The following is a 20,343-nucleotide window of genomic DNA, read 5'->3' on the forward strand; positions in this document are numbered from 1 at the left end:
GTCGTCGCCCTTGCTCCCTCTCCCCTCCGGGGAGAGGGTTGGGGTGAGTGGCGGGTGCTCGCCCGACCCTTTCCTGTCACTTTTCTTTTCTACGGCAACAGCCGTCGCCTTTGTCGCGCCCCGCAAGGTTGGCCCCTCACCCCGGCCCTCTCCCCGGCGGGGAGAGGGAGAAGTGATGGCTTCTCGCGACGTCACTGCATCCAGCTTCCACCCCAGCTCCTGCACCACCAGCAACAACTGCCGGTGCAGCTCGCGCCATTCGCGCATGCGCATGAAGCTGAGGAAGTGCCGCGTACACCAGTCGCGCAGTTTGGACTGCGTGAGGTCTTCGTGCGCCTTGCCGTAGTCGCGCCACAGATTGAGCACACCAACGAAATCGGATTTCGGATCCGAAAATGCCGCATGCGCCGCATCGGCCTGCTGGCGCGCATCCGCCGGCCGCTCTCGGGGATCCTGGATGCTGAGGAAGGACACGATGGCGAGCACTTCGCGCAGGCTGTGCAGCTGCTGCGCCTCCACCAGCATGCGCGCCAGCTGCACGTCGATCGGCAGCTTGGCGACCGTGCGGCCGGTGGGCGTCAATCGCCGTGCATCGTCGAGGGCGGAAATTTCCGCCAGGCGCCGATAGCCGTCCGCCACTACGCGCGGATCGGGCGCTTCGAGGAACGGAAAGTCCTCCACTTCGCCCAACTGCAGCGCCAGCATGCGCAGGATGACGTTGGCCAGCGAGGAGCGCAGCAATTCGGGATCGGTGTAGGCGGCGCGGCTCTCGAAATCGGCCTCGTCGTACAACCGGTAGCAAGTGCCTGGACCCACGCGACCGCAACGACCTTTACGCTGGTCGGCGGCGGCCCGCGAAATCGGCTCCACGTGCAGGCGCTCGAGCTGGCTGCGCTGACTGTAACGCTTGACGCGCGCCTGGCCCGTGTCGATCACATAGCGAATGCGGGGTACGGTGAGCGATGTTTCGGCGACGTTGGTGGCCAGCACCACGCGGCGCTTGATGCCCGGCTTGAAGACGCGATCCTGATCGCCCGCCGACAGACGCGCGTACAGCGGCATCACTTCGGTCTCGCGGTACTGGCGTCGCGAGAGCAGCAAATGCGCGTCGCGGATTTCGCGCTCGCCGGGCAGGAAGATCAACACATCGCCGCGCGGGTCGTCATGGGTGATCTCATCGAGCACGGCGGCCACATGGTCGGCGCCACCCTGCTGCAGATCGCCCGCCCRCTGGCCACGCCGTGCGGCCACCTCGTCGACGGAGCGCCAGCGCACTTCCACCGGATAGGCGCGCCCTTCCACCGACACGATGGGCGCGCCGCTGAAGTGTTCCGCGAAACGTTCGGTATCGATGGTGGCCGAGGTGACGATGATCTTCAGCGACGGACGCTTCACCGCCAGTCGCTTCAGATATCCCAGCAGGAAATCGATRTTGAGGCTGCGTTCRTGYGCCTCGTCGATGATGATGGTGTCGTACGCGCTCAGCCACGGGTCGCCCTGCGTTTCCGCAAGCAGGATGCCGTCGGTCATGAACTTGACCAAGGTGCGATCGGACACCTGGTCGTTGAAGCGCACCTGGAAACCGACCTGCTCGCCCAGCGGGGTCGCCAGCTCTTCGGCCACGCGGCGAGCCACCGAACGCGCAGCCAGCCGGCGCGGCTGGGTACAGCCGATCATGCCCGCTTCGCCACGTCCCGCCGCCAGGCAGAGCTTGGGCAATTGGGTGGTCTTGCCCGAACCCGTTTCGCCGGCGATCACCACCACTTGATGCTTGCGGATCAGCTCGACGATTTCCTCGGCGCGCGCAGTGATCGGCAGCGATTCATCCAGCCGGATCGCCGGCTTGGCATCCGCACGCGCCTTGCGGCGGGCAACGGAAGCGTCGATATCGCGGGTAAGCGCAGCCAGCTTTTTCTCGTCGAACCGGCGCGACAGCTCGCGCCACCGGCTTAGCAGGCGGCCTTGGTCGCGGGTCGATACGTCGTCGAGCGTCTGGCGCAACGGACGCAGTCGCGCGTCGGTGGAGGCGGCGTTGGATGCGGTCGGGGTCATCGGACCGCAGATGATAGCCGCAGAGGGGCTAGTGCGGGACCGCTCAAAAGAACACAGCCGTCCTGCCGGTAACGGCTCGCAGAGGGCGACGGACTGCGGCAGCTTGCCGCGCAAACCTCGATATGCGCCGGCGGCGACGCCAACTCCTTGCAGTAAGCCGTTCAAACAGGGTGATAGGTCAGACCTATCGCCAGCATCAGAAGGATTCATTTCCCCAACAGGTACCGGCTCACTAACCTGAGTCCAGCTTCCCTCCCATCACCCTCTCAAGGAGCACGACATGGCCATTTCCATCGGTATCGCCAAGAAGGACCGGGAACAGATTGGTGAGCAGCTGTCCAAGCTGCTGGCCGATACGTATTCGCTGTATCTGAAGACGCACAGCTTCCACTGGAACATCACCGGTCCGCAGTTCAACAGCCTGCACACCATGTTCGAGACGCAGTACAMCGAACTTTGGCTGGCCGCCGACGAAGTGGCCGAGCGCATCCGCACGCTGGATGTATTCGCGCCGGGCTCCTATAGCCAGTTCGGCAAGCTCACCTCGATCAAGGAAGAAGCCGGCGTGCCGGACTGGAAGGAGATGGTGAGCCAGCTGGTTGATGGCCACGAGATCGCCGCCCACACCGCACGGCAAGTGATCAAGGTGGCCGATGGCGCAGGCGATGAAGGCACGGCCGATATCGTCACCGGTCGCCTGAAGGAACATGAGAAAACCGCCTGGATGCTGCGCTCGCTGCTGAAGTAAGCCGCCTCGACACCCTCGCTTTCAAAGCGAGGGTGTGTCGCGTCCCGCAGGCATCACGCTCAGGGCCGCGCCTCCAGCACGATGTTGAACGGCGTCTCCGCAGCGCGCCGGAAGCGCTGGAAGCCGCCGCCGTCCACCACCACTTCGCGCAATTTCGCTTCACCCGCCTGGGCGCCCAGGGCGGGACCATGCCGCGCCAGCGACACGGGCACGCAGATCTGCGCCGATGCGCCGAAATAGACACGCCCCACTGGGTTGAGGTTGTCCTGCACGTGGTTGCCCGCGAACGGCTCGACGATCATGCAGTTGCCATCGGCCTTGAGCGCATCGCGCGCGTGCTTGGCGACACCTACCGGGTCGCCCATGTCGTGCAGGCAGTCGAAGAAGGCGATCAGGTCGAAATCCTTGCCTTTGTAGCCGGTGGCGTCGGCCACTTCGAATGAGGCGTTGACCACTCCCGCTTCGGCGGCACGTTCACGCGCTACGTCGATGGATGGTGCGTGATAGTCATAGCCCACGAACTGCGAGGTGGGAAAGGACTTGGCCATCAGGATGGTGCTTGCCCCATGTCCACAACCGACATCGGCGGCGCGTCCGCCCTTGCGCAATTTGTCCACCACGCCATCGAGTGCCGGCAGCCAGGCGCCGATCAGGTTGGCGTTGTAGCCGGCCCGGAAAAAGCGCTCGGTGCCATGGAACAGGCAGGGATGATGCTCGCCCCACTCCATGCCCTCACCATTGCGGAAGTGTTCCAGGGTGCGGCTCTTGGCATGGAACAGCGCCTCCACGATGGAATAAGCGCCTGGCACATCCACCGGACCGTGCGGGTCGGCCAGGCACAAGGCCTGCTCCTCGTTCAAGCCGTAGCGGCCGGAGGCTTCGTCGAATTCCACATAGCCGCCCGCGGCCTGGTTGCCCAGCCACTCGCGCACGTAGCGCTCGTAAGTGCCGGTGCGCTCGGCCAGCTCGGTCGGGGTCAGGCGTTCTTTCGCCAGCGCCTTGTAGAAGCCCAGCTCGTCGCCGATCTGGATCAGCGTGGCACTGATGGCGGCCCCCAGATCGCCAACGGCTCGTCCCAGGAAAGCGTGAAGTCTTTGTTCATCGATCGCCATGACAGTGCTCCGCGACACCGCCCTTGAGGGCAGTGGAGTAGGATGGAACTTCCTGGATACGCTGGCCGTGGCGAATGCGCCTGTCCCATACCGGACAGCGCGAAAGGACTAGGCCGGTGGCAGGAGCACGACATGCCACGCCCGTTGGGACACCTATCCGCAGGGGAATCGCAGGCGCCGTTGGCACCTGGCGCGGGTGTGCGCGTAGCCCTGTTGCAGCAGTTGCTCGACCAGCTGCTGATCGGCGTGATCCTGGTGGACGCGCAGGCCCAGCCCTCCTTTCTCAACCACCAGGCCCACGACCTGCTGGCGCGACGTGACGGCCTGCTGGTGGGCCCTGCCGGCCTGAAGGCGGCCAGCGCGGCGGACACGCGGCGGCTGCGGCACGCCATCGCCCTGACCGCCGCATCCGTGCGCAGCGACGGGCGTCCGACCCGGCCCCATTACCTGGCTCTGCGGCGCCGCTCCCGTCGTGCCGCGCCCTGGCTGCTGCGTTTGTCGCCCCTGCCGGGCCCGCCGCCGGAAGTGGTGGTGCTCGTCACAACCCCTGAACATCTACGGCCGTTGCCGCCAGAAGCGCTGGCGGTGGCGTTCGGCCTGACCCCGCGTGAGGCGGCCCTGGCCGGCATGCTGGCCGATGGTCACGAGCTGCGCGACTGCGCCCGCCTGTTGGCCATGGCCGAGGGCACGGCGCGCAACCACCTCAAGCATGTCTTTGAAAAAACCGTCCAGCACAGCCAGGCCACTCTGGTCGCAGCACTGTGCCGGATGGCTGTTCCCTGCCGGTGAGCGCAGCCCGGCCCAACAGCGGCCTGAGCTTACGCTGACCATCCCGGCCCATTTCGATTGAGACAAAAGCCCCGCATGGTTAAGCTTCCAATGCTTTTCGGCCTCGTGTGAGGCAGCCACGGGGATCGTTTTGAGCGCCAGTACGAGTCTGTTTTCATATTCCAAGTACCTCGCGTTGCGCTCGAGCGGCCGCCAGGCGGCAGTGCGTGGCGCAGCGCCTGCCTGGCTGGCAGGTCAAGCCGCGCGCTGCCGCCTGGCGGCCGCTCGAGCGCAACCCTTCGGGCCGGGTCTGTTTGCCCCCAGGGCCGCGTCATCACTCAGTCGTGTATCGACATACACTCCTTCGTTCTTCCTCGCCCTGCGGGCAAACAGCTCCCGGCGCGAGGCACTTGGAATATGAAAACAGACTCGACCAACCACGACAGCAAGCACCCCCTGCTCGCAGCCATATTGCTTGCCCTGATCGTGGCGGCCATGAACATCGGCCTCTGGTGGTGGAGCAACCTGCCGCACGGCCCGGAAAACTGGAATGGCCCGATCGGTGGCTTTGCCCTGTCCGCTTTCCAGCGCTACCAGAATCCGCTGAAGAACGATTTCCCGTCGGACGAGGAGATCGACAGCGACCTGAAGCTGCTCAAGCGCTACACATCGCGCATCCGCACGTATTCGACGCTGCAGAATCCACAGGTCTATCGCCTGGCGGAGAAGGACGGCCTGCAGGTCATGGCCGGCGCGTGGATCGACCGGCGCCTGGACAACAACGAAAACGAAGTCGAGACGCTGATCGCGCAGGCGCGTCGCTATCCCAACTCGATCAACCGCGTGGTCGTGGGCAACGAGGTGTTGTTCCGCAACGATATTCCGCCGGAACAGCTGATGGCGTATGCCGACCGCGTGCGCGCGGCGATCCATCAGCCGGTGACCATCGCCGAGCCATGGCACATCTGGGCCAAGTATCCGGAGCTGGCTGAACACGTCGACTTCATTACCGTGCATCTGTTCCCGTACTGGAACGGCATTGCAGCGGTCAACAGCTCAAGTAACAGCAAGGATCCGCTGGATCGCTTTCCCGCGGTTCAAGACGCGCTCGGCAGCTATGAAGCGCTCAAGAAGATGTTCCCGAACAAGCCGATCGTGATCGGCGAAATCGGCTGGCCGTCCAATGGCGACCGCTACAAGTACGCTGACCCGTCGGTGTCCAACGAAGCAATCTTCCTGCGCACCTGGTTCAACGAAGCGAAGAAACGCAACATCGACTACTACGTGATGGAAGCGTTCGACCAGCCGTGGAAGGAAGCGCTGTCGGGCCGCACCGAAGCGTACTGGGGCATGTTCAACGCCGACCGCCAGCCCAAGTTCCCGTTCACCGGCCCGGTGACCGAGGACACCGCGTGGCCATGGAAGGCGCTCGGCGCCAGCCTGCTCGCGCTGATTCCGATGATCTGGTTCGCCAGTCGCTACAGCCGCTTCAAGCTCACCGGCCGGTTCTTCTTCTGCGCGCTGATCCAGCTGGCCTGCGGCCTGGTCACCTGGTCGGCCACGCTGCCGTTCAATTTCTATCTGAGCTGGATCGACTGGACCATGCTGGTGCTGTTGTTCCCGGCCCAGATCGCGATCCTCGCCATCCTGCTGATCAACGGCTTTGAGTTCACCGAAGTGCTGTGGCGCCGCGGCTGGGTGCGTCATGCGGGATTGCTGCCGCCCGATCCGGTGGAGAAGCAGCCGTTCGTGTCGATCCACCTGGCCTGCTACAACGAGCCGCCGGAAATGGTGTTCGTCACGCTCGATTCGCTGGCCGAGCTCAAATACGAGAACTACGAAGTCCTGGTGATCGACAACAACACCAAGGACCCGGCGATCTGGAAGCCGGTGCAGGAATACTGCGAAAAGCTCGGCAGCAAGTTCCGCTTCTTCCATCTGGAACCGTGGCCGGGCTTCAAGGCCGGCGCGCTGAATTTCGGCCTGAAGGAAACCGATCCTCGTGCAGACGTGGTGGCAGTGATCGATGCCGACTACGTGGTGCGCGAAGACTGGCTCTCCTCGCTCACCGGTTACTTCCACGATCCCAAGGTGGCCGTGGTGCAGTGCCCGCAGGCGCATCGCGACTATGAGCACAACCGCTTCCGCCGCATGACCGCGTGGGAATACGACGGCTTCTTCCGCATCGGCATGCACCATCGCAACGAGCGCAACGCCATCATCCAGCACGGCACCATGACCATGGTGCGCCGCTCGGCGCTGGAAGGCACCGGCGGCTGGTCCGAATGGACCATCTGCGAAGACGCGGAGCTTGGCTTGCGCCTGATGCATGCCGGCTACGAGCTGGTCTACGTCGACGAACTGATGGGCAAGGGCCTCACCCCGGCGGACTTCAAGGCGTACAAGAGCCAGCGTTACCGCTGGGCTTTCGGCGCCATGCAGATCCTCAAGGGCCGCTGGAACTGGATGACCCAGAAGGGTCCGCTCAGCGCGGGCCAGCGCTTCCACTTCCTGACCGGCTGGTTCAGCTGGTTTGCCGATGCGCTGCACCTGATCTTCACCATGATGGCGATCTTCTGGACCGCGGGCATGGTGGCCTTCCCCACCATCTTCAACTTGCCGATGCAGTTGTTCCTGATCCCGGTGATCGGCTTCTTCTTTGCCAAGGCGATCTTCGGCATCGTGCTGTACCGCGTGCGCGTACCCTGCAGCTGGTACGACACCTTGATGGCGTCGCTGGCCAGCATGAGCCTGTCGCACGCGATCGCGCGCGGCATCCTGCATGGCCTGACGCGGGAGAAGACCTCGTTCGTGGTGACGGCCAAGAGCCGCCGCCTGGGCGGCAGCAATTTCGCCGCGTTTGCGCCGGTGCGCGAGGAATTCCTCATGGCCATCGCGCTGGTCGGCTGTATCGTCGGCATGGGCATGCGCTTTGGCACGCACTACGTCGAAGGCACGTTGTGGATGTTCATCCTCGCGGCACAGGCGATTCCGTACGTATCGGCGGTGATTGGCGCGTGGATTGCGCACAAGGCGGGCGACAAGGCGGGTTGATCTACCCGACTGTCGCCCGGTGCGCAGCTGGCTCACGAATGGAATGCGGGTATGTCGACGATACGTTGGTTCGAAACGCAAACGGCATGGATTGACGCGGCTCAACGCGCGCAGGCCGATATCGCGCGTGAAGTCGGGCTGCTGGGCGAACAGCGTTCGTACCCGGGTTATTGCATCGCCTGCGACGGCCAGACCACCTTCCGTCTCGACGCTGCGCGTGCAACCCATCCCAACCTGCGGGAAAACCTGTGCTGCGTCCGCTGCCGCCTGAATACCCGGCAGCGCCTGATGCTTGCGGCCATGCTCGCTGACGGCGGCAAGCAAGGCCATGCCGGCACCCAGGGTGCGTTGCTCGAGAGGACCACGCGACTGTATGCGCAGTCCCACGCGCGCATGCCTTGGCTGCGTGGATCGGAGTTTCTCGGCGAAGATCGCCAATCAGGCCGTCACTACTGGTGGTCCACTCGCTGGTGGCGATGGCGCTATACACGGCACGAATCGATCACCTCGCTTTCCTATGGGGAGGCTACGCTGGACTTCCTGGCGCATAGCGATGTGCTGGAGCATGTCTACGACACCGCTGCGGCGCTGCGCGAGTCGGCTCGCGTGCTGAAGCCCGGCGGCGTCATGCTGTTCACGGTTCCGTTTTTCATCGGCAACGCCCGGTCGATACTCCGCGGTCGCCCGAATGCATCCGGTGACATCGAGCACCTGCAGCCGCCGGAGTACCATGGCGACGGACTCAACCGCGGTGGCATCTACACTTTCCACAACTTCGGGTGGGACATCCTCGATCAGATTCGCGACGCCGGCTTCAGCCGTGCGGAAGCTGGGTTCTGTTACGCCCCGCGCGAAGGATTCCATGTCGATGATGCGAGTTCGGCCGAATCGTGGAAGATGCTGCCGAATATTCTCAAAGCTACTCGATAGCAAGGTTCTTGATTCATCGCAGACATTCCAGCTGCTAGATAATCACGGCAAGTCTGCCCTCCAATAACGGATGGGGTGGCGAGGACGGATCCGGAAGCATGCATATAGTCCAACGCCTTGCCGCGCTACTTCTATGCATACCGATGCTGGCGCACGCAGGTGTCCAGCTGGTGGTGGATGGCGTGGACGATCCGTTGAAGCTGGCGGTGAGTTCGGGCGTCGATCTTTCGCAGTACGCCAATCGCGACGTGACCGAGGCGCAGGTGCGCCGCCTGTACGAACAGTCGCTGGACCAGGCCAAGACGGCCTTGGAGCCGTATGGCTACTACGAGGCCAAGGTGCAGGGGCAACTCGATCCGGTGGGCACCGACTGGCGCGTGACGCTGCATGTCACCCCCGGATCGCCCGTCACCGTCACCGAGGTGGATCTCAAACTCGACGCCACGGCATCGAAAATCCCGGCGATTCGACGGGCGCAACGCGCCATCGAAAACCTCAAGGGCCAGACGCTGAACCATGGCGAGTATGACTCGGCGCGCGATGCGCTGAGCGGCGCGCTTACCGCCAACGGCTTCCTCGATGCGCGCCTGACCACGCATCGGGTGGACGTCAATCGCGCTGAGCGCAGCGCCGTCGTCCATCTCGCCTGGGAGGCGGGCCAGCGCTACAAGTTTGGCGACGTCCATTTCGAAGGCTCGCAGTTCAAGGAGGGCTTCCTGCAGCGCTACGTGCCCTTCAAGTCAGGCGAATATTTTGCGCAGGACAAGCTGTTGCAGCTACAGCAGGCGCTCAACGGCGCGGATTATTTCTCGGTCGTGAACGTGCTGCCCGACGTGGACGACAAGAAAAACGGCGTGGTCGATGTGAAGGTGGAACTCTCGCCGGCCAAGCGCACGGTCTACACCGGCGGCCCCTTCATCGGCACGGATACGGGCTTTGGCGTGCGCGCAGGCATGGAGCGGCGCTGGGTGAACGCCAGCGGCCACAAGTGGAAGAACGAGCTGATCCTCGCGCAGAAACTCAAGACGCTGTCGACGTTGTACACGGTGCCCCTRCCCGGCCCCAACCAGCGCAGCTTCAACTACGGCGCCACCTACCGCGACTCCAATACCGACACGTCCAAATCCAAGACGCTGGAACTGGTGGCCAACGAGACGCGCGAGTGGCATGGATGGGTGCGCACCATCGGCATTCATGCGCTGGACGGCACCTTCACCGTGGGCCAGAAACCCGGCGAAGCGGACAACGTGGAGGGGCTGGAACACGGCCAGAGCAACCTGTTTTATCCGGAGGTGTCGCTGTCGCGCAAATCGGGCGACAACCCGATCTTTGTGCGCAATGGCTGGTCGCTGGTGTTGACGGCACGCTCCACGGTGGGCTCGCTGCTCTCCGACGCGAGCTTCAGCCAGGTCACGGCCGACGGCAAATGGATTACCTCGTTCTGGGGCAACAACCGCTTCATCGTGCGCGGTTCGGCCGGCGCCACCTGGACCAATAATTTCGACGACTTGCCGCCGCAGCTGCGTTTCTTCGCGGGCGGCGACCGTTCGGTGCGTGGCTACAGCTATCAGAGCATCGGCCCCAAGAATTCGTTTGGCCGCGTGATCGGTGGCGAGAACCTGCTGGTCGGCAGCACCGAGGTGGAGCACTACTTCACGCGCCAATGGGGCATGGCTGCGTTCGTCGATGCGGGCAACGCATTCACCGGCACGGATTATCGCCCCAAGATCGGCGCAGGTCTGGGCGTACGCTGGCTCTCCCCGGTGGGTATGATCCGGGTGGACCTGGGTACGCCGGTGCACAACCCGGATGAGCACGGTGTGGAACTGCACGTCGTGATCGGCCCAGATCTGTGAGCAGCGATGTGATGACCGAGACGACCGCCTCCGCTCCCGCGCCTCGCCCACGCCGCCACTGGCTGCGCTGGACGCTGCTGTCCGTGCTCGCGTTGGTGCTGGTGCTGCTTGCGTTCATCGCATGGGTGATCGGCACAGCGCCGGGCCTGCGTTTTGCCTTGGCGCGTGCGGAAGGCTTCACGGATGGCCAGCTCACTGTGCAATCGGCACAGGGCCGTCTCGTCGGGCCGCTTGATCTGGTGGGCTTGCGTTATGCCGATGGCAAAGGGCTCGACGTCAAGGTCGCCAAGGCGCACCTGGATCTGCGCGTGCCTGCTCTCTCCCGCAAACGGCTGCATGTGCTCGATCTCGACGCCGACGGTGTCGAGGTGGCGCTGCCTCCCAGTGAACCCCAATCGCCCGAGAGCCAGAGCAGCTCATGGTGGAAGCCGCCGTTCGATATGCTGCTCGATCGTGCGCACGTCGGCTCAGTGAGGATCACGCAGGCGGGACAACCGTTGTTCGCCTCTGATTCGCTCGACGTCGCGGGCAGCTGGACCGGCAGTCGCGGCATCGAACTTCGCCAGCTCATGCTGCGCGCGCCCGAAGGCCATGCGGATCTCACCGGCCGCCTGGTGGTGGGCAGCAAATACCAGGGCGACAGCAAGGCGAGCTTTGCCTGGACCGTGAGCGGCACCGAATATGCCGGTGAACTGATCGCAAGCGGCGACGGCAAGCAGGCGCACGCCGATCTGCAACTCACGCAGCCCACGGCTGTGCGATTTCAATTGGCGCTGGCGCAAGGCGGCGACTATGCATGGACGGCGACGCTCGATGCGCCGCGCTTCGATCCCAAGCCTTTGCTCGGCGAGAGCTCGCTCACCGGCCTCGCCGCAGCGCTCACCGGCAAGGGCGACCGCCGCAGCGGCACACTCACCGGCCAACTGGGCCTCAACGACTACCAGCTGCACTTGCAGCCGCTGACCGCGCGCTTCAGCGACGATCTCAACACCTTGACGATCGAACAGCTGGGCATCACCTCGCCGCAGTTCAAGGGTGGCGTCGGTGTGCATGGCGTCGCGCAGCTGGCGGCCAAACCACTGGCAGCCGACCTCACCGTCGAGTGGAAGGACGTGGTGCTGCCCGAGCAGATGGCCGGCCAGACGCTGCTGAGCCACGGCAGCCTCACGGCCAAGGGCACTACCGAACAATTCCACGCGGAAAGCACCCTGGCCATCGGCCCGGCAGGCAAGCTGGCCGATGTCACACTCGTGCTCGACGGCACGCCGCAACTCATCAACCTGCATGCGCTCACAGTCAAACAGCCGCAAGGCGATCTGCAGGCCAAGGGGACGCTGAATCTGCAACCGACGTTCGGCTGGCAGATGGAAGCAATCGCCCACCGTTTCGACCCGGGTCATGTGCTGGCGAAATGGAACGGCTCGCTGGATTTCGACATCGCCTCGCAAGGCACGCTGCCGCAGGACCATCCCGAYGTCACACTCGAGATCAAGAAATTCGATGGTCGTCTGCGCGATCGCACCGTGCACGGCGACGGCAAGCTGCACCTGCCGCCCGAAGGCGTGATCGACGGCCAGCTGCATCTGATCTCCGGCGGCAGCGATGCGCGGATCGACGCGAAGCCGGGCAACACCAACGACATCACGATCAAGCTGGCGGTCGCCTCGCTGGGCGATTGGCTGCCCGAGTCTGCCGGACGCCTCCAGGGCACCATCCAAGTGCGCGGCAAGCATCCCAGGCTCGCGGTCGAAGCCAATCTGCAAGGCAGCGCACTCAGTTATGCGGGCCAACAGGTCAACGCGTTGCGGCTGGTCGCCAACGTGCCCGACATCAGTCATCCCGGCGGCAAGCTCGATCTGCAGACCAGTGGCGTGAACGCCGGCGGCCTCGCCTTCACCCAGGTCAACGTACGCGGCGATGGCACGGCCGAACGCCACAGCCTCACGCTCACCGCGCATGGCTCGCCGCTGTCGACGGATCTGGCGCTAAGTGGCAGCCTCAGGGGCTCGGCATGGAATGGCACGCTTTCCACGCTCAATGTGGATTTTGCCGGCCTGCCGCCGTGGCGACTGCAGCAGTCAACGCAGCTCTCCTATAACGATGGTGCGCTCAATCTTTCCGAGCTTTGCCTCACCGCGGGCGAGCCGCTGTTGTGTGCCGCCGCCAAGCAGGACAAGGCCGGCAACCTCGACGCCAGCTATCGCCTACATGGTCTGCCCATCGCGCTGATCATGAGCGCGGTGAGCACCAGCAAGCAGCCCATGCGCGTGGAAGGCACACTCGAGGGCAGCGGCAGTCTGCGCCGCAATACAGCGGGCGCCCTGACGGGCAACGCGTCGATTACTTCGCCGCGCGGCTCCGTGGCCTATGCCGATCGCGCCGACCAGCCGCTGGTGACCTACGACAACCTCGCGCTTAACGCGCAGCTCAGCCCCTCGAGCCAGCAGCTGGTGTTGCATGCGGGCCTGACCAACAACGGACGCATCGACGGCCAGGTGAATATCACGGGTGCGCAGCAATCGCTCGGTGGTCATGTCGGCATCCATGTGAGCAATCTCAAGCTGCTGGAAATCTTCACCACCGAGGTCGTCAATCCCAAGGGCGCGATGAATGGCGACTTCAATCTCGCAGGCACGCTGGCGCAGCCGGCCATCAGCGGGCAGGCCAACCTCACCGACTTCTCCGCGGAAATTCCCGGCATGGGCCTCAAGCTCAACCAGGGACGCATCGCCATCGGCACGACGGATGCGCGACATTTCCGCATCGACGGCACGCTGCATTCGGGCGACGGCAGCGTCGTGCTCGCAGGCACGGCGGCACTGGGCGCCGATGCGCAGAGCGTGCTGTCGGTAAAGGGCAGCAACTTCAAGGCAGTCGACCTCCCCGCCGCCAAGGTGGCGATATCACCCGATCTGGCCGTGCGCCACGACGACAAAGGTCTGGACATCACCGGCAACGTGACGCTCGACAGCGCCGACGTGAATCTCGACAAATTACCCGGCGCGGGAGCCACCAAAGCGTCGCCCGACGTGGTCGTGGTGGACGAGAAGCAGCAGGAGCAAACGGCAAGCCAGATGCCGATATCCGCCACCGTCACCGTGAACCTGGGCAAAAAGGCCCACCTCGTCGGCATGGGCCTCGATGGCACTTTGCGCGGCCAGCTCGTGGTCAGCGAACGACCCGGCCGCGCCACCACCGGCCAGGGTCAGATCGACGTGGCAGGCACCTATAAGGCCTACGGCCAGAACCTGCAGATCGCCCGCGGTCAGCTGCTGTTTGCGAGCACGCCCATCGATAACCCGGGCCTCAATATCCGCGCCGTCCGCAAGCTCAATCCCAACGCCACCATCGACGACGGCCAGCAGGTGGGCCTCAACATCGCGGGCACTGCGCAACGACCCGTGCTCACGGTGTTCTCGCAGCCGCCGATGGAACAATCCGACGCCCTCTCCTACCTGATCACCGGCAAGCCGCTGTCCCAGGTGAAGGGTGGTGAAGGCAATATGGTGGGTGCGGCGGCGCAAGCGCTGGGCTCGGCCACGGGCAACCTGCTGGCCAAGAGCATCGGCTCGCGCCTGGGCGTGGACGACATCGGCGTCAGCAGCAATGACGCACTCAACGGCGGGTCTGCATTTACCGTGGGCAAGTACCTCTCGCCGCGCCTCTACATCAGTTATGGCGTGGGCTTGTTCGACCCCGGCCAGGTCATCACGTTGCGCTACCACTTCAACAGCCGCTGGAATTTCGAAGCGCAAACCGCGACTGACTTCAATCGCGCCTCCCTGAACTACCGCATCGAGCGCTGACACTCGCTTGCAGGAGCACACCCGTGCGCGACTGCGGCGTAGTGATGTGCAAGGTCGCGCACGCGTGCGCTCCTGCAAGGAGGCGACGCGCCCTGCCCCTAGCCCAAAAGTCATGCCCCCAACAGGGAGATGACGGACTATCGTTACCGTTTTCCCGCTCAGGAGACCGCTCATGCGCCAGCTTCGTTGGATTTTCACGGCCGCAGCGATGGCCACCACCTGCGCCATGGCGGCCACCGCCACCCCGCCGGCGCCGGCTCATGCCGCCGCTCGCAGCGCCAGCGGCATCGACCTGGCCGGCATCGACCACAGCGTGCAGCCGGGCAACGATTTCGATAACTACGCCAATGGCAACTGGAAGAAGACCGCTGAGATTCCGGCGGATCGCTCCAGCACCGGCAACTTCCCGGAAGTGTTCCAGAAGACCGAGAAGCGCAATGCCGAGCTGATCCAGGCGGCAGGCAAGGGCAATCCGGCTGCGGGCAGCAACACGCGCAAGATCGCCGATTACTACGCTGCGTTCATGGACGAGGCCGACATCGAGAAGCGCGGTCTCCAACCGCTGCAGCCCGAGCTGCATCAGATCGACGCGATCCAAAGCAAGGCCGATCTCGCCCGCGTGCTGGGCGATGGCCTGCGCGCCGACGTGGATCCGGTGAACGCCACCAATTTCCAGACGGAGCACTTGTTCGGTCTGTTCGTATCGCACGGCCTGCAGGACGCCACGCGCAATATCCCGTATCTGCTGCAAGGCGGCCTTGGCATGCCTACGCGCGACTACTACCTGTCCGACGACAAGGCGATGGTGGAAACGCGCGGCAAATATCAGGCGTATATCGCTGCGCTGCTGAAGCAGGCAAACATCGCCGATGCCGACGCAAAGGCCAAGGCCATCCTCGAGCTGGAAACCAAGATCGCCAAGGCGCAGGTCGACATGGTCGACAGCCAGGACATCCACAAGGCCAATAACCCGTGGGCGATGGACGCGTTCGCCAGGAACGCGCCGGGCCTGGATTGGAATGCTTATTTCAAGGCTGCGGGCCTGGATCAGCAGAAGACCGTCGACGTGTGGCAGGTGCCGGCCATCAAGGCGCTTTCCGCGCTGACGGCCAGCGAGCCGTTGCAGACCTGGAAGGACTACCTGACCTTCCACGCGCTCAACCAAAGCGCCTCGTTGCTGCCCAAGGCGTATGCCGATCTCAGCTTCGGCTTCTACGGCCAGACCCTGTCCGGCACGCCCCAGCAACGCGATCGCTGGAAGCGCGGCGTGGCCAGCACCAATGTCGCGCTCGGCGATGCGGTCGGCCAGATTTACGTGAAGGAGTATTTCCCGGCCTCGTCCAAGCAGCAGGTCGAGCAGATGGTGAAGAACATCCTCGCCGCGTTCAACGAGCGCGTGGATCATCTGGACTGGATGACGCCGGCGACGCGCGAGAAAGCCAAAGCCAAGATCGCCAGCATCCGCGTGAGCGTGGGCTATCCGGAACATTGGCGTGACTACAGCAAGCTCGATATTCGTGCCGACGACGCGCTGGGCAACAAGCAGCGCGCCGAGAAATACGAGTACGAACATCAAGTCGCCAAGCTGGGCCAGCCGGTGGATCGCGGCGAGTGGTGGATGACCCCGCAGATGGTCAACGCGGTCAACCTGCCGCTGCAGAATGCATTGAATTTCCCGGCCGCGATACTCGAAGCGCCGTTCTTCGATCCGAAGGTCGACGCCGCCGCCAACTATGGCTCCATCGGCGCCGTGATCGGTCACGAGATCAGCCACAGCTTCGACAACCTTGGCGCCGAGTTCGATGCGCAGGGCAACCTCGCCAACTGGTGGACGCCGGAAGATCAGGCGCACTTCAAGGCTGCAGGCCAGAAACTTGTCGAGCAGTACAACGCGTATGAAGCGCTGCCGGGCCTGCACATCAATGGCCAGCAGACGCTGGGCGAAAACATCGCGGACGTGTCCGGACTTACGATTGCCTACGTGGCGTATCACAAGTCGCTCGGCGGCAAGCCGGCGCCCGTGGTTGACGGCCTTACCGGTGACCAGCGCTTCTTCCTGGCCTTTGCCCAGACCTGGCGCGAGAAGATCCGCGATGCCGCGATGCGCCAGCGAGTGATCGGCAACGAACATGCGCCGGGCCGCTTCCGCGCGCAGGTCGTGCGCAATCTGGACGGCTGGTACGACGCGTTCCAGCCCAAGCCGGGCGAAACGCTGTACCTGGCGCCGGCCGATCGGGTGAAGATCTGGTAACCCGCCTGCTCGGATAGAAACCTGGGCCACGTCTTGCGAAAGACGTGGCCTTTTCGTTCAAGCCACCCGCGCAGCCGCGCTGCGTGGGGTAAGCAACCCCAGCACGATGGCTACGATAAACAGCGCCGGCACGTCACCCAGCAGATGCCCCATATGCATGGGATGCATGAACGACTGCACCGCCATGATCGCGCCGTGCACGACGCTGGACCACACGGCGAACCAGATCAGGCTGAGATTGGCCAAGGGATCGCGGGCCGCGCGTATCAGGAACACACCGAGCGTCGCGTAGACGCCCACGATCATCAGCGGGTAGTCGGAATAACCCTCGTGCCACACCCAGCCCGAAGGCCACAGTTGCATCAGCGGATAGATGAGCAGGAAGACGACGCCCAGCAAGACCAGGACGATGCGAAGAAGCTTGAGACGTTGCAAGTCGCTCACGGCTCACCTCAGCTGCTTTTGGCGAGGGAGGCAGTCTATGCCCGGGCGCCGGCTGGTGATGTCGGACGAACGGTCTAGATCTTCGCGTAGGGCCGGTGCGCGGGGTGCTTCGGCAAGGCTAGTCGCGGTCAGAGCGTTCGCGTCATGAACACGCTGAAGGAATCGTCCACGTAATCACCGAACGGGCCACAGAGCGTGAAGCCAAAGCGCGCATACAACTGTCGTGCCGGCTCGAACGCGGCGGGCGAACCCGTTTCCAGGCTCAAGCGGCGATAGCCACGGCGCGAGGCCTCCTCGAGGATGTGCCTGAGCACACATGCCGCCACGCCCTTGCGACGATGGCGCCTGGACGTGCGCATGGATTTGATTTCGGCATGCTCGTCGTCAAGCCTGCGGATGGCACCGCAACCTACCAGCTCAGCTCCTTCCCACACGGTCCAGAAGGTGATCTGTGGCGCGCGCAGCCTGTCCAGGTCGAGCGCATGGATGCTTTCGGGTGGCGACCACTTCGCCATGTCGTCGAGGTGTTCCTGCAGCAATGCGCCGATCTCCGGGCCACGCAGGTCATCGATGCGGATATCGAACGTCATCGCCAGGGCTTCCTCAGTGAATACCCAGACCTTCGATGCCGATGATGTCATGGGCATCGAAACCGGCCATCTCGGCAAAGTGTCGACCTCGGTCGGCGTAATCGTGGAACTGGTCGAAGCTGGGTGCGCCAGGAGAAAGCAAGATGGTGCCGCCGTCAGGCGTCACTGCCCGGGCGCGCTGGACCGCGTCTGGCAGACCAGGCGCTTCTTCCACGGCGATACCTGCTTCACGCAATGCCTGCGCAATACGCGGGCCGTTGGCGCCCTGGGCGACAATGGCGTGCGGTGCATGCGTTCTCGCAGCGACGACAAAATCACTCCAGTCCAGGCCACGATCATGGCCACCCACGATGACCGTCACGGCGCGGCCTTCCAGACTGTTCAGCGCCGCGAGCGTGGCCTGGGGCGTGGTGCTGATGGAATCGTTGACCCACTGGAAACCGTCGTGTTCACCCAGCGGCTGCAAGCGATGTGGCAAGGGCCTGAACGTTGCGAGTGAGGGCGCGGCCTTGAGCGCATCAAAACCCATGAGCTCCAGCGCAGCGAGCGCGGCGCAGGCGTTGAGCGCATTGTGTTCGCCGGGTGCGCGCAGGTTGGCGATCTCAAACACCGGTTCGGCACCGTGGCGAATGAAGCCACCGGCGACATGCCACCCTTGCGCGTCGCCAAACACGATGCGGTGCGGATGTTGCGCCGTGCGCTCCAACAGCGATGGCTGCGTGGCGTTGACCAGCAGCTGTTTCGACACGCCGGCAAGCTTGAGCTTGTCTTCGATGTAGCGCTCGCGCGAGCCATGCCAGTCGAGGTGTTCCTCGTAAAGGCTGGTGATGACGCCGAGCTCGACCGGCCCTGCTTCCCCGGTCTGAAAACTGGAAAGCTCGATGGCCCAGAGCTCGGCCGACTCATCGAGCAGTTCGAGCAACGGCATGCCGATGTTGCCGGCCAGTGCCGTGCGCACGCCAAGACTGCGGGCAAGATGCGCGAGCAAAGCGGTGGTGGTGCTTTTGCCCTTGGTGCCGGTGACGGCAACAACGCGTGCCGTGGGCTTTTCGGCAAACCACAGGGCCGTACCCGACGTCACGCGGATGCCCGCCTCACGGGCGGCCAGCAGCGCCGGCTTGTAGGCCGAAATGCCCGGCGACTTCACCACCACGTCGAACCTGGCGAGCGCCGTGGCATCCGGTTCCTGCCCGTGCACCGTGAGCGTGGCATCGAACGCCTTGGCCGCAGTGATTTCCGCATCGCTGCAGAACAGCGTGAGCGCAAGCTCGGGCAAACGCGCACGAATGGCTGCGATGGCCGCCTTGCCCTCCCGTCCGAAGCCCCAGATCGCCACTCGCTTGCTGGCAAGATCGGCGATGCGCAGCGGCGGCAAGGTGGTCACGCGAAGAACGCCAACGCCGGCAGGAGACGCTGGGGAATGCGCTGTTCGCCGGACGGCTGCAGCCAGGGTTCCAGCGCCAGTTCGCTCACGTCGAGCTGCGGCAGGATTTCGCGGATGAAACGTGCGACCAGGGCGTCTTCCTGCCATTCCGAACGCTGGCTCAACGCCAGCATCGCTGCGCGTGCTTCCGCACCCTCGCCCACGCACTCGAACGGCTTGTGGTCCTGGTATTCCAGCAGCGCATCGAAACCCGGCGCGAGGTTTTCATCGTCCAGCAGATTGCGCCCGAAGATGGACAGCAGACGCGGCTTGGGCAGGAACGGCGCCAGCGCCAGGAACACGAAGTGGCACTTCGGACACTGACCGCACCAGCGATCCGCCGGTTTGGGGCCGAGGATCTTGAAGTTGCGGTTGCAGCTGGAAAACACGTCGAAATAGGGCGTGAGCTTGGCGAACGCGCGCGTCACCGCCAGCTCGGAATACGGCCGCAGCAGCGAGCAATAGTCGAGATCGGCCGCCACGTGCTGGTGCAGCCAGTCGCCGAGCAACTGCTCGAACGCATAGCCCTTGCTCCACTGGTGATTCACCTGCTGGCCGTCGTACTCCAGCGTGGCAGCCGAGGCGGAGCGCTCATTGGCAAACGCGATGCTGTCGAAGCCATAGAGGATGGCCGCCACGGCGAGGATCGCGGAGTTCACCGCCGTCACCGGGATATGGCCGTTCCACGCACCCAGGCGATTGAGTTCGAACAGGCCCGGCGCGAGTTCGCGCTGGATGTTGAGCATGGGCAGGCCGGTGCGTTCGGCGCACGCGGCGATCAAGGGCGAATTGCCGACCCATACGGCCGTGGCGTCACCACCGATGGATTTGATCGCTTCCACGGCAACAAGTGAGTCTTTGCCGCCGCCGATCGGCACCAGGGTGCGATGCGGCAGGCCCAGCGCCTTGGCTTCCGGCTGCTTCGCGCCGCCGCGGGGGAAGTTGATGCGACCACGCAGGTCCAACCCATTGCGATAGGCAAACTCGGCCAGTCCATGCAGATAAAGCGCGTCGAGCAGGTCCGCCGTGCTGTCGTCCAGCAGGCCACCCGCGACCTCGATGCGCGGCGGCACGCCAGCCTTGTAGTAGCTGACGCCCGCGATGAGATGCAGCATCTTCAGCGCCTGCCCGAAGGCGGCCTGATGGTTCGCGGGAATGGCTGGCGCATTCGGGAAGCGCACGCGCTCGACCAGTTCGTCGCCGTGATCGAACGCATACACCAGCTCGGCTACGCCGTCGGCATAGCTGCAGCGCACGTAGCGGAATACCTGGGTCAGGCGAGGATTGATGTTGGTGGTCACGCCTCAGT

13 protein-coding genes are annotated in these 20,343 nt (G+C 64.2%); 7 read left to right on the forward strand and 6 right to left on the reverse strand.

The window, feature by feature from the left end; genetic code table 11:
- A partial coding sequence (gene hrpA / locus AC1DMG_RS10600) for an ATP-dependent RNA helicase HrpA (protein WP_477180504.1) occupies positions 1–2,052 on the reverse strand: 2,052 nt, incomplete at its 3' end.
- A 280-nt stretch (positions 2,053–2,332) separates the two neighbouring features.
- On the opposite strand from hrpA, the gene AC1DMG_RS10605 reads away from it, so the two are divergent.
- A complete protein-coding gene (locus AC1DMG_RS10605) occupies positions 2,333–2,800 on the forward strand; it encodes a Dps family protein (protein ID WP_477180505.1) in 468 nt (155 codons plus the stop codon).
- A 59-nt stretch (positions 2,801–2,859) separates the two neighbouring features.
- Here the strand turns inward: AC1DMG_RS10605 and AC1DMG_RS10610 are convergent, their stop codons facing one another.
- The gene (locus AC1DMG_RS10610; RefSeq protein WP_441603074.1) at positions 2,860–3,912 is read right to left on the reverse strand and encodes a class I SAM-dependent methyltransferase; all 1,053 of its coding nucleotides are present in this window, start codon (positions 3,910–3,912) and stop codon (positions 2,860–2,862) included.
- A 132-nt stretch (positions 3,913–4,044) separates the two neighbouring features.
- On the opposite strand from AC1DMG_RS10610, the gene AC1DMG_RS10615 reads away from it, so the two are divergent.
- From AC1DMG_RS10615 to AC1DMG_RS10640, 6 genes are all read left to right on the forward strand, one after another.
- Complete coding sequence (locus AC1DMG_RS10615) at positions 4,045–4,701, forward strand: helix-turn-helix transcriptional regulator (RefSeq protein ID WP_477176228.1); 657 nt, start codon at positions 4,045–4,047, stop codon at positions 4,699–4,701.
- A gap of 396 nt (positions 4,702–5,097) precedes the next feature.
- Positions 5,098–7,734: a glycosyltransferase family 2 protein gene (locus AC1DMG_RS10620; protein ID WP_477176229.1), complete on the forward strand. Its 2,637-nt coding sequence runs from the start codon at positions 5,098–5,100 to the stop codon at positions 7,732–7,734.
- Between the two features lie 51 nt (positions 7,735–7,785).
- The gene (locus AC1DMG_RS10625) at positions 7,786–8,664 is read left to right on the forward strand and encodes a class I SAM-dependent methyltransferase (RefSeq protein WP_477178390.1); all 879 of its coding nucleotides are present in this window, start codon (positions 7,786–7,788) and stop codon (positions 8,662–8,664) included.
- A gap of 98 nt (positions 8,665–8,762) precedes the next feature.
- Positions 8,763–10,520, forward strand: a complete 1,758-nt coding sequence (locus AC1DMG_RS10630; RefSeq protein ID WP_477176231.1) for an autotransporter assembly complex protein TamA — start codon at positions 8,763–8,765, stop codon at positions 10,518–10,520.
- Positions 10,521–10,531: 11 nt separating this feature from the next.
- Complete coding sequence (locus AC1DMG_RS10635) at positions 10,532–14,326, forward strand: translocation/assembly module TamB domain-containing protein (protein ID WP_477178391.1); 3,795 nt, start codon at positions 10,532–10,534, stop codon at positions 14,324–14,326.
- Between the two features lie 172 nt (positions 14,327–14,498).
- Positions 14,499–16,577: a M13 family metallopeptidase gene (locus tag AC1DMG_RS10640; protein WP_477178392.1), complete on the forward strand. Its 2,079-nt coding sequence runs from the start codon at positions 14,499–14,501 to the stop codon at positions 16,575–16,577.
- Positions 16,578–16,634: 57 nt separating this feature from the next.
- On the opposite strand, the gene AC1DMG_RS10645 is transcribed toward AC1DMG_RS10640, so the two are convergent.
- From AC1DMG_RS10645 to murL, 4 genes are all read right to left on the reverse strand, one after another.
- The gene (locus AC1DMG_RS10645; protein ID WP_477178393.1) at positions 16,635–17,021 is read right to left on the reverse strand and encodes a DUF6632 domain-containing protein; all 387 of its coding nucleotides are present in this window, start codon (positions 17,019–17,021) and stop codon (positions 16,635–16,637) included.
- Positions 17,022–17,149: 128 nt separating this feature from the next.
- Positions 17,150–17,662 carry a GNAT family N-acetyltransferase gene (locus AC1DMG_RS10650; RefSeq protein WP_477176235.1) on the reverse strand — a complete coding sequence of 171 codons (513 nt, stop codon included), beginning with the start codon at positions 17,660–17,662 and terminating at the stop codon, positions 17,150–17,152.
- Complete coding sequence (gene murD, locus AC1DMG_RS10655; protein ID WP_477178434.1) at positions 17,625–18,977, reverse strand: UDP-N-acetylmuramoyl-L-alanine--D-glutamate ligase; 1,353 nt, start codon at positions 18,975–18,977, stop codon at positions 17,625–17,627. Before murD ends, AC1DMG_RS10650 begins: the two co-directional genes overlap by 38 nt.
- Before the next feature lie 14 nt (positions 18,978–18,991).
- Positions 18,992–20,335, reverse strand: a complete 1,344-nt coding sequence (gene murL, locus AC1DMG_RS10660; protein WP_477178394.1) for a UDP-N-acetyl-alpha-D-muramoyl-L-alanyl-L-glutamate epimerase — start codon at positions 20,333–20,335, stop codon at positions 18,992–18,994.
- Positions 20,336–20,343: the final 8 nt, after the last annotated feature.

The sequence above is a fragment of the Dyella sp. 01N36 genome (assembly GCF_056399745.1).

Coding starts and splice junctions, on each gene's coding strand:
- AC1DMG_RS10610 (WP_441603074.1), bottom strand. CDS start 3,912: ATGGCGATCGATGAACAAAGACTTCACGCTTTCCTGGGACGAGCCGTT.
- AC1DMG_RS10615 (WP_477176228.1), top strand. CDS start 4,045: ATGCCACGCCCGTTGGGACACCTATCCGCAGGGGAATCGCAGGCGCCG.
- AC1DMG_RS10620 (WP_477176229.1), top strand. CDS start 5,098: ATGAAAACAGACTCGACCAACCACGACAGCAAGCACCCCCTGCTCGCA.
- AC1DMG_RS10625 (WP_477178390.1), top strand. CDS start 7,786: ATGTCGACGATACGTTGGTTCGAAACGCAAACGGCATGGATTGACGCG.
- AC1DMG_RS10640 (WP_477178392.1), top strand. CDS start 14,499: ATGCGCCAGCTTCGTTGGATTTTCACGGCCGCAGCGATGGCCACCACC.
- AC1DMG_RS10650 (WP_477176235.1), bottom strand. CDS start 17,662: ATGACATCATCGGCATCGAAGGTCTGGGTATTCACTGAGGAAGCCCTG.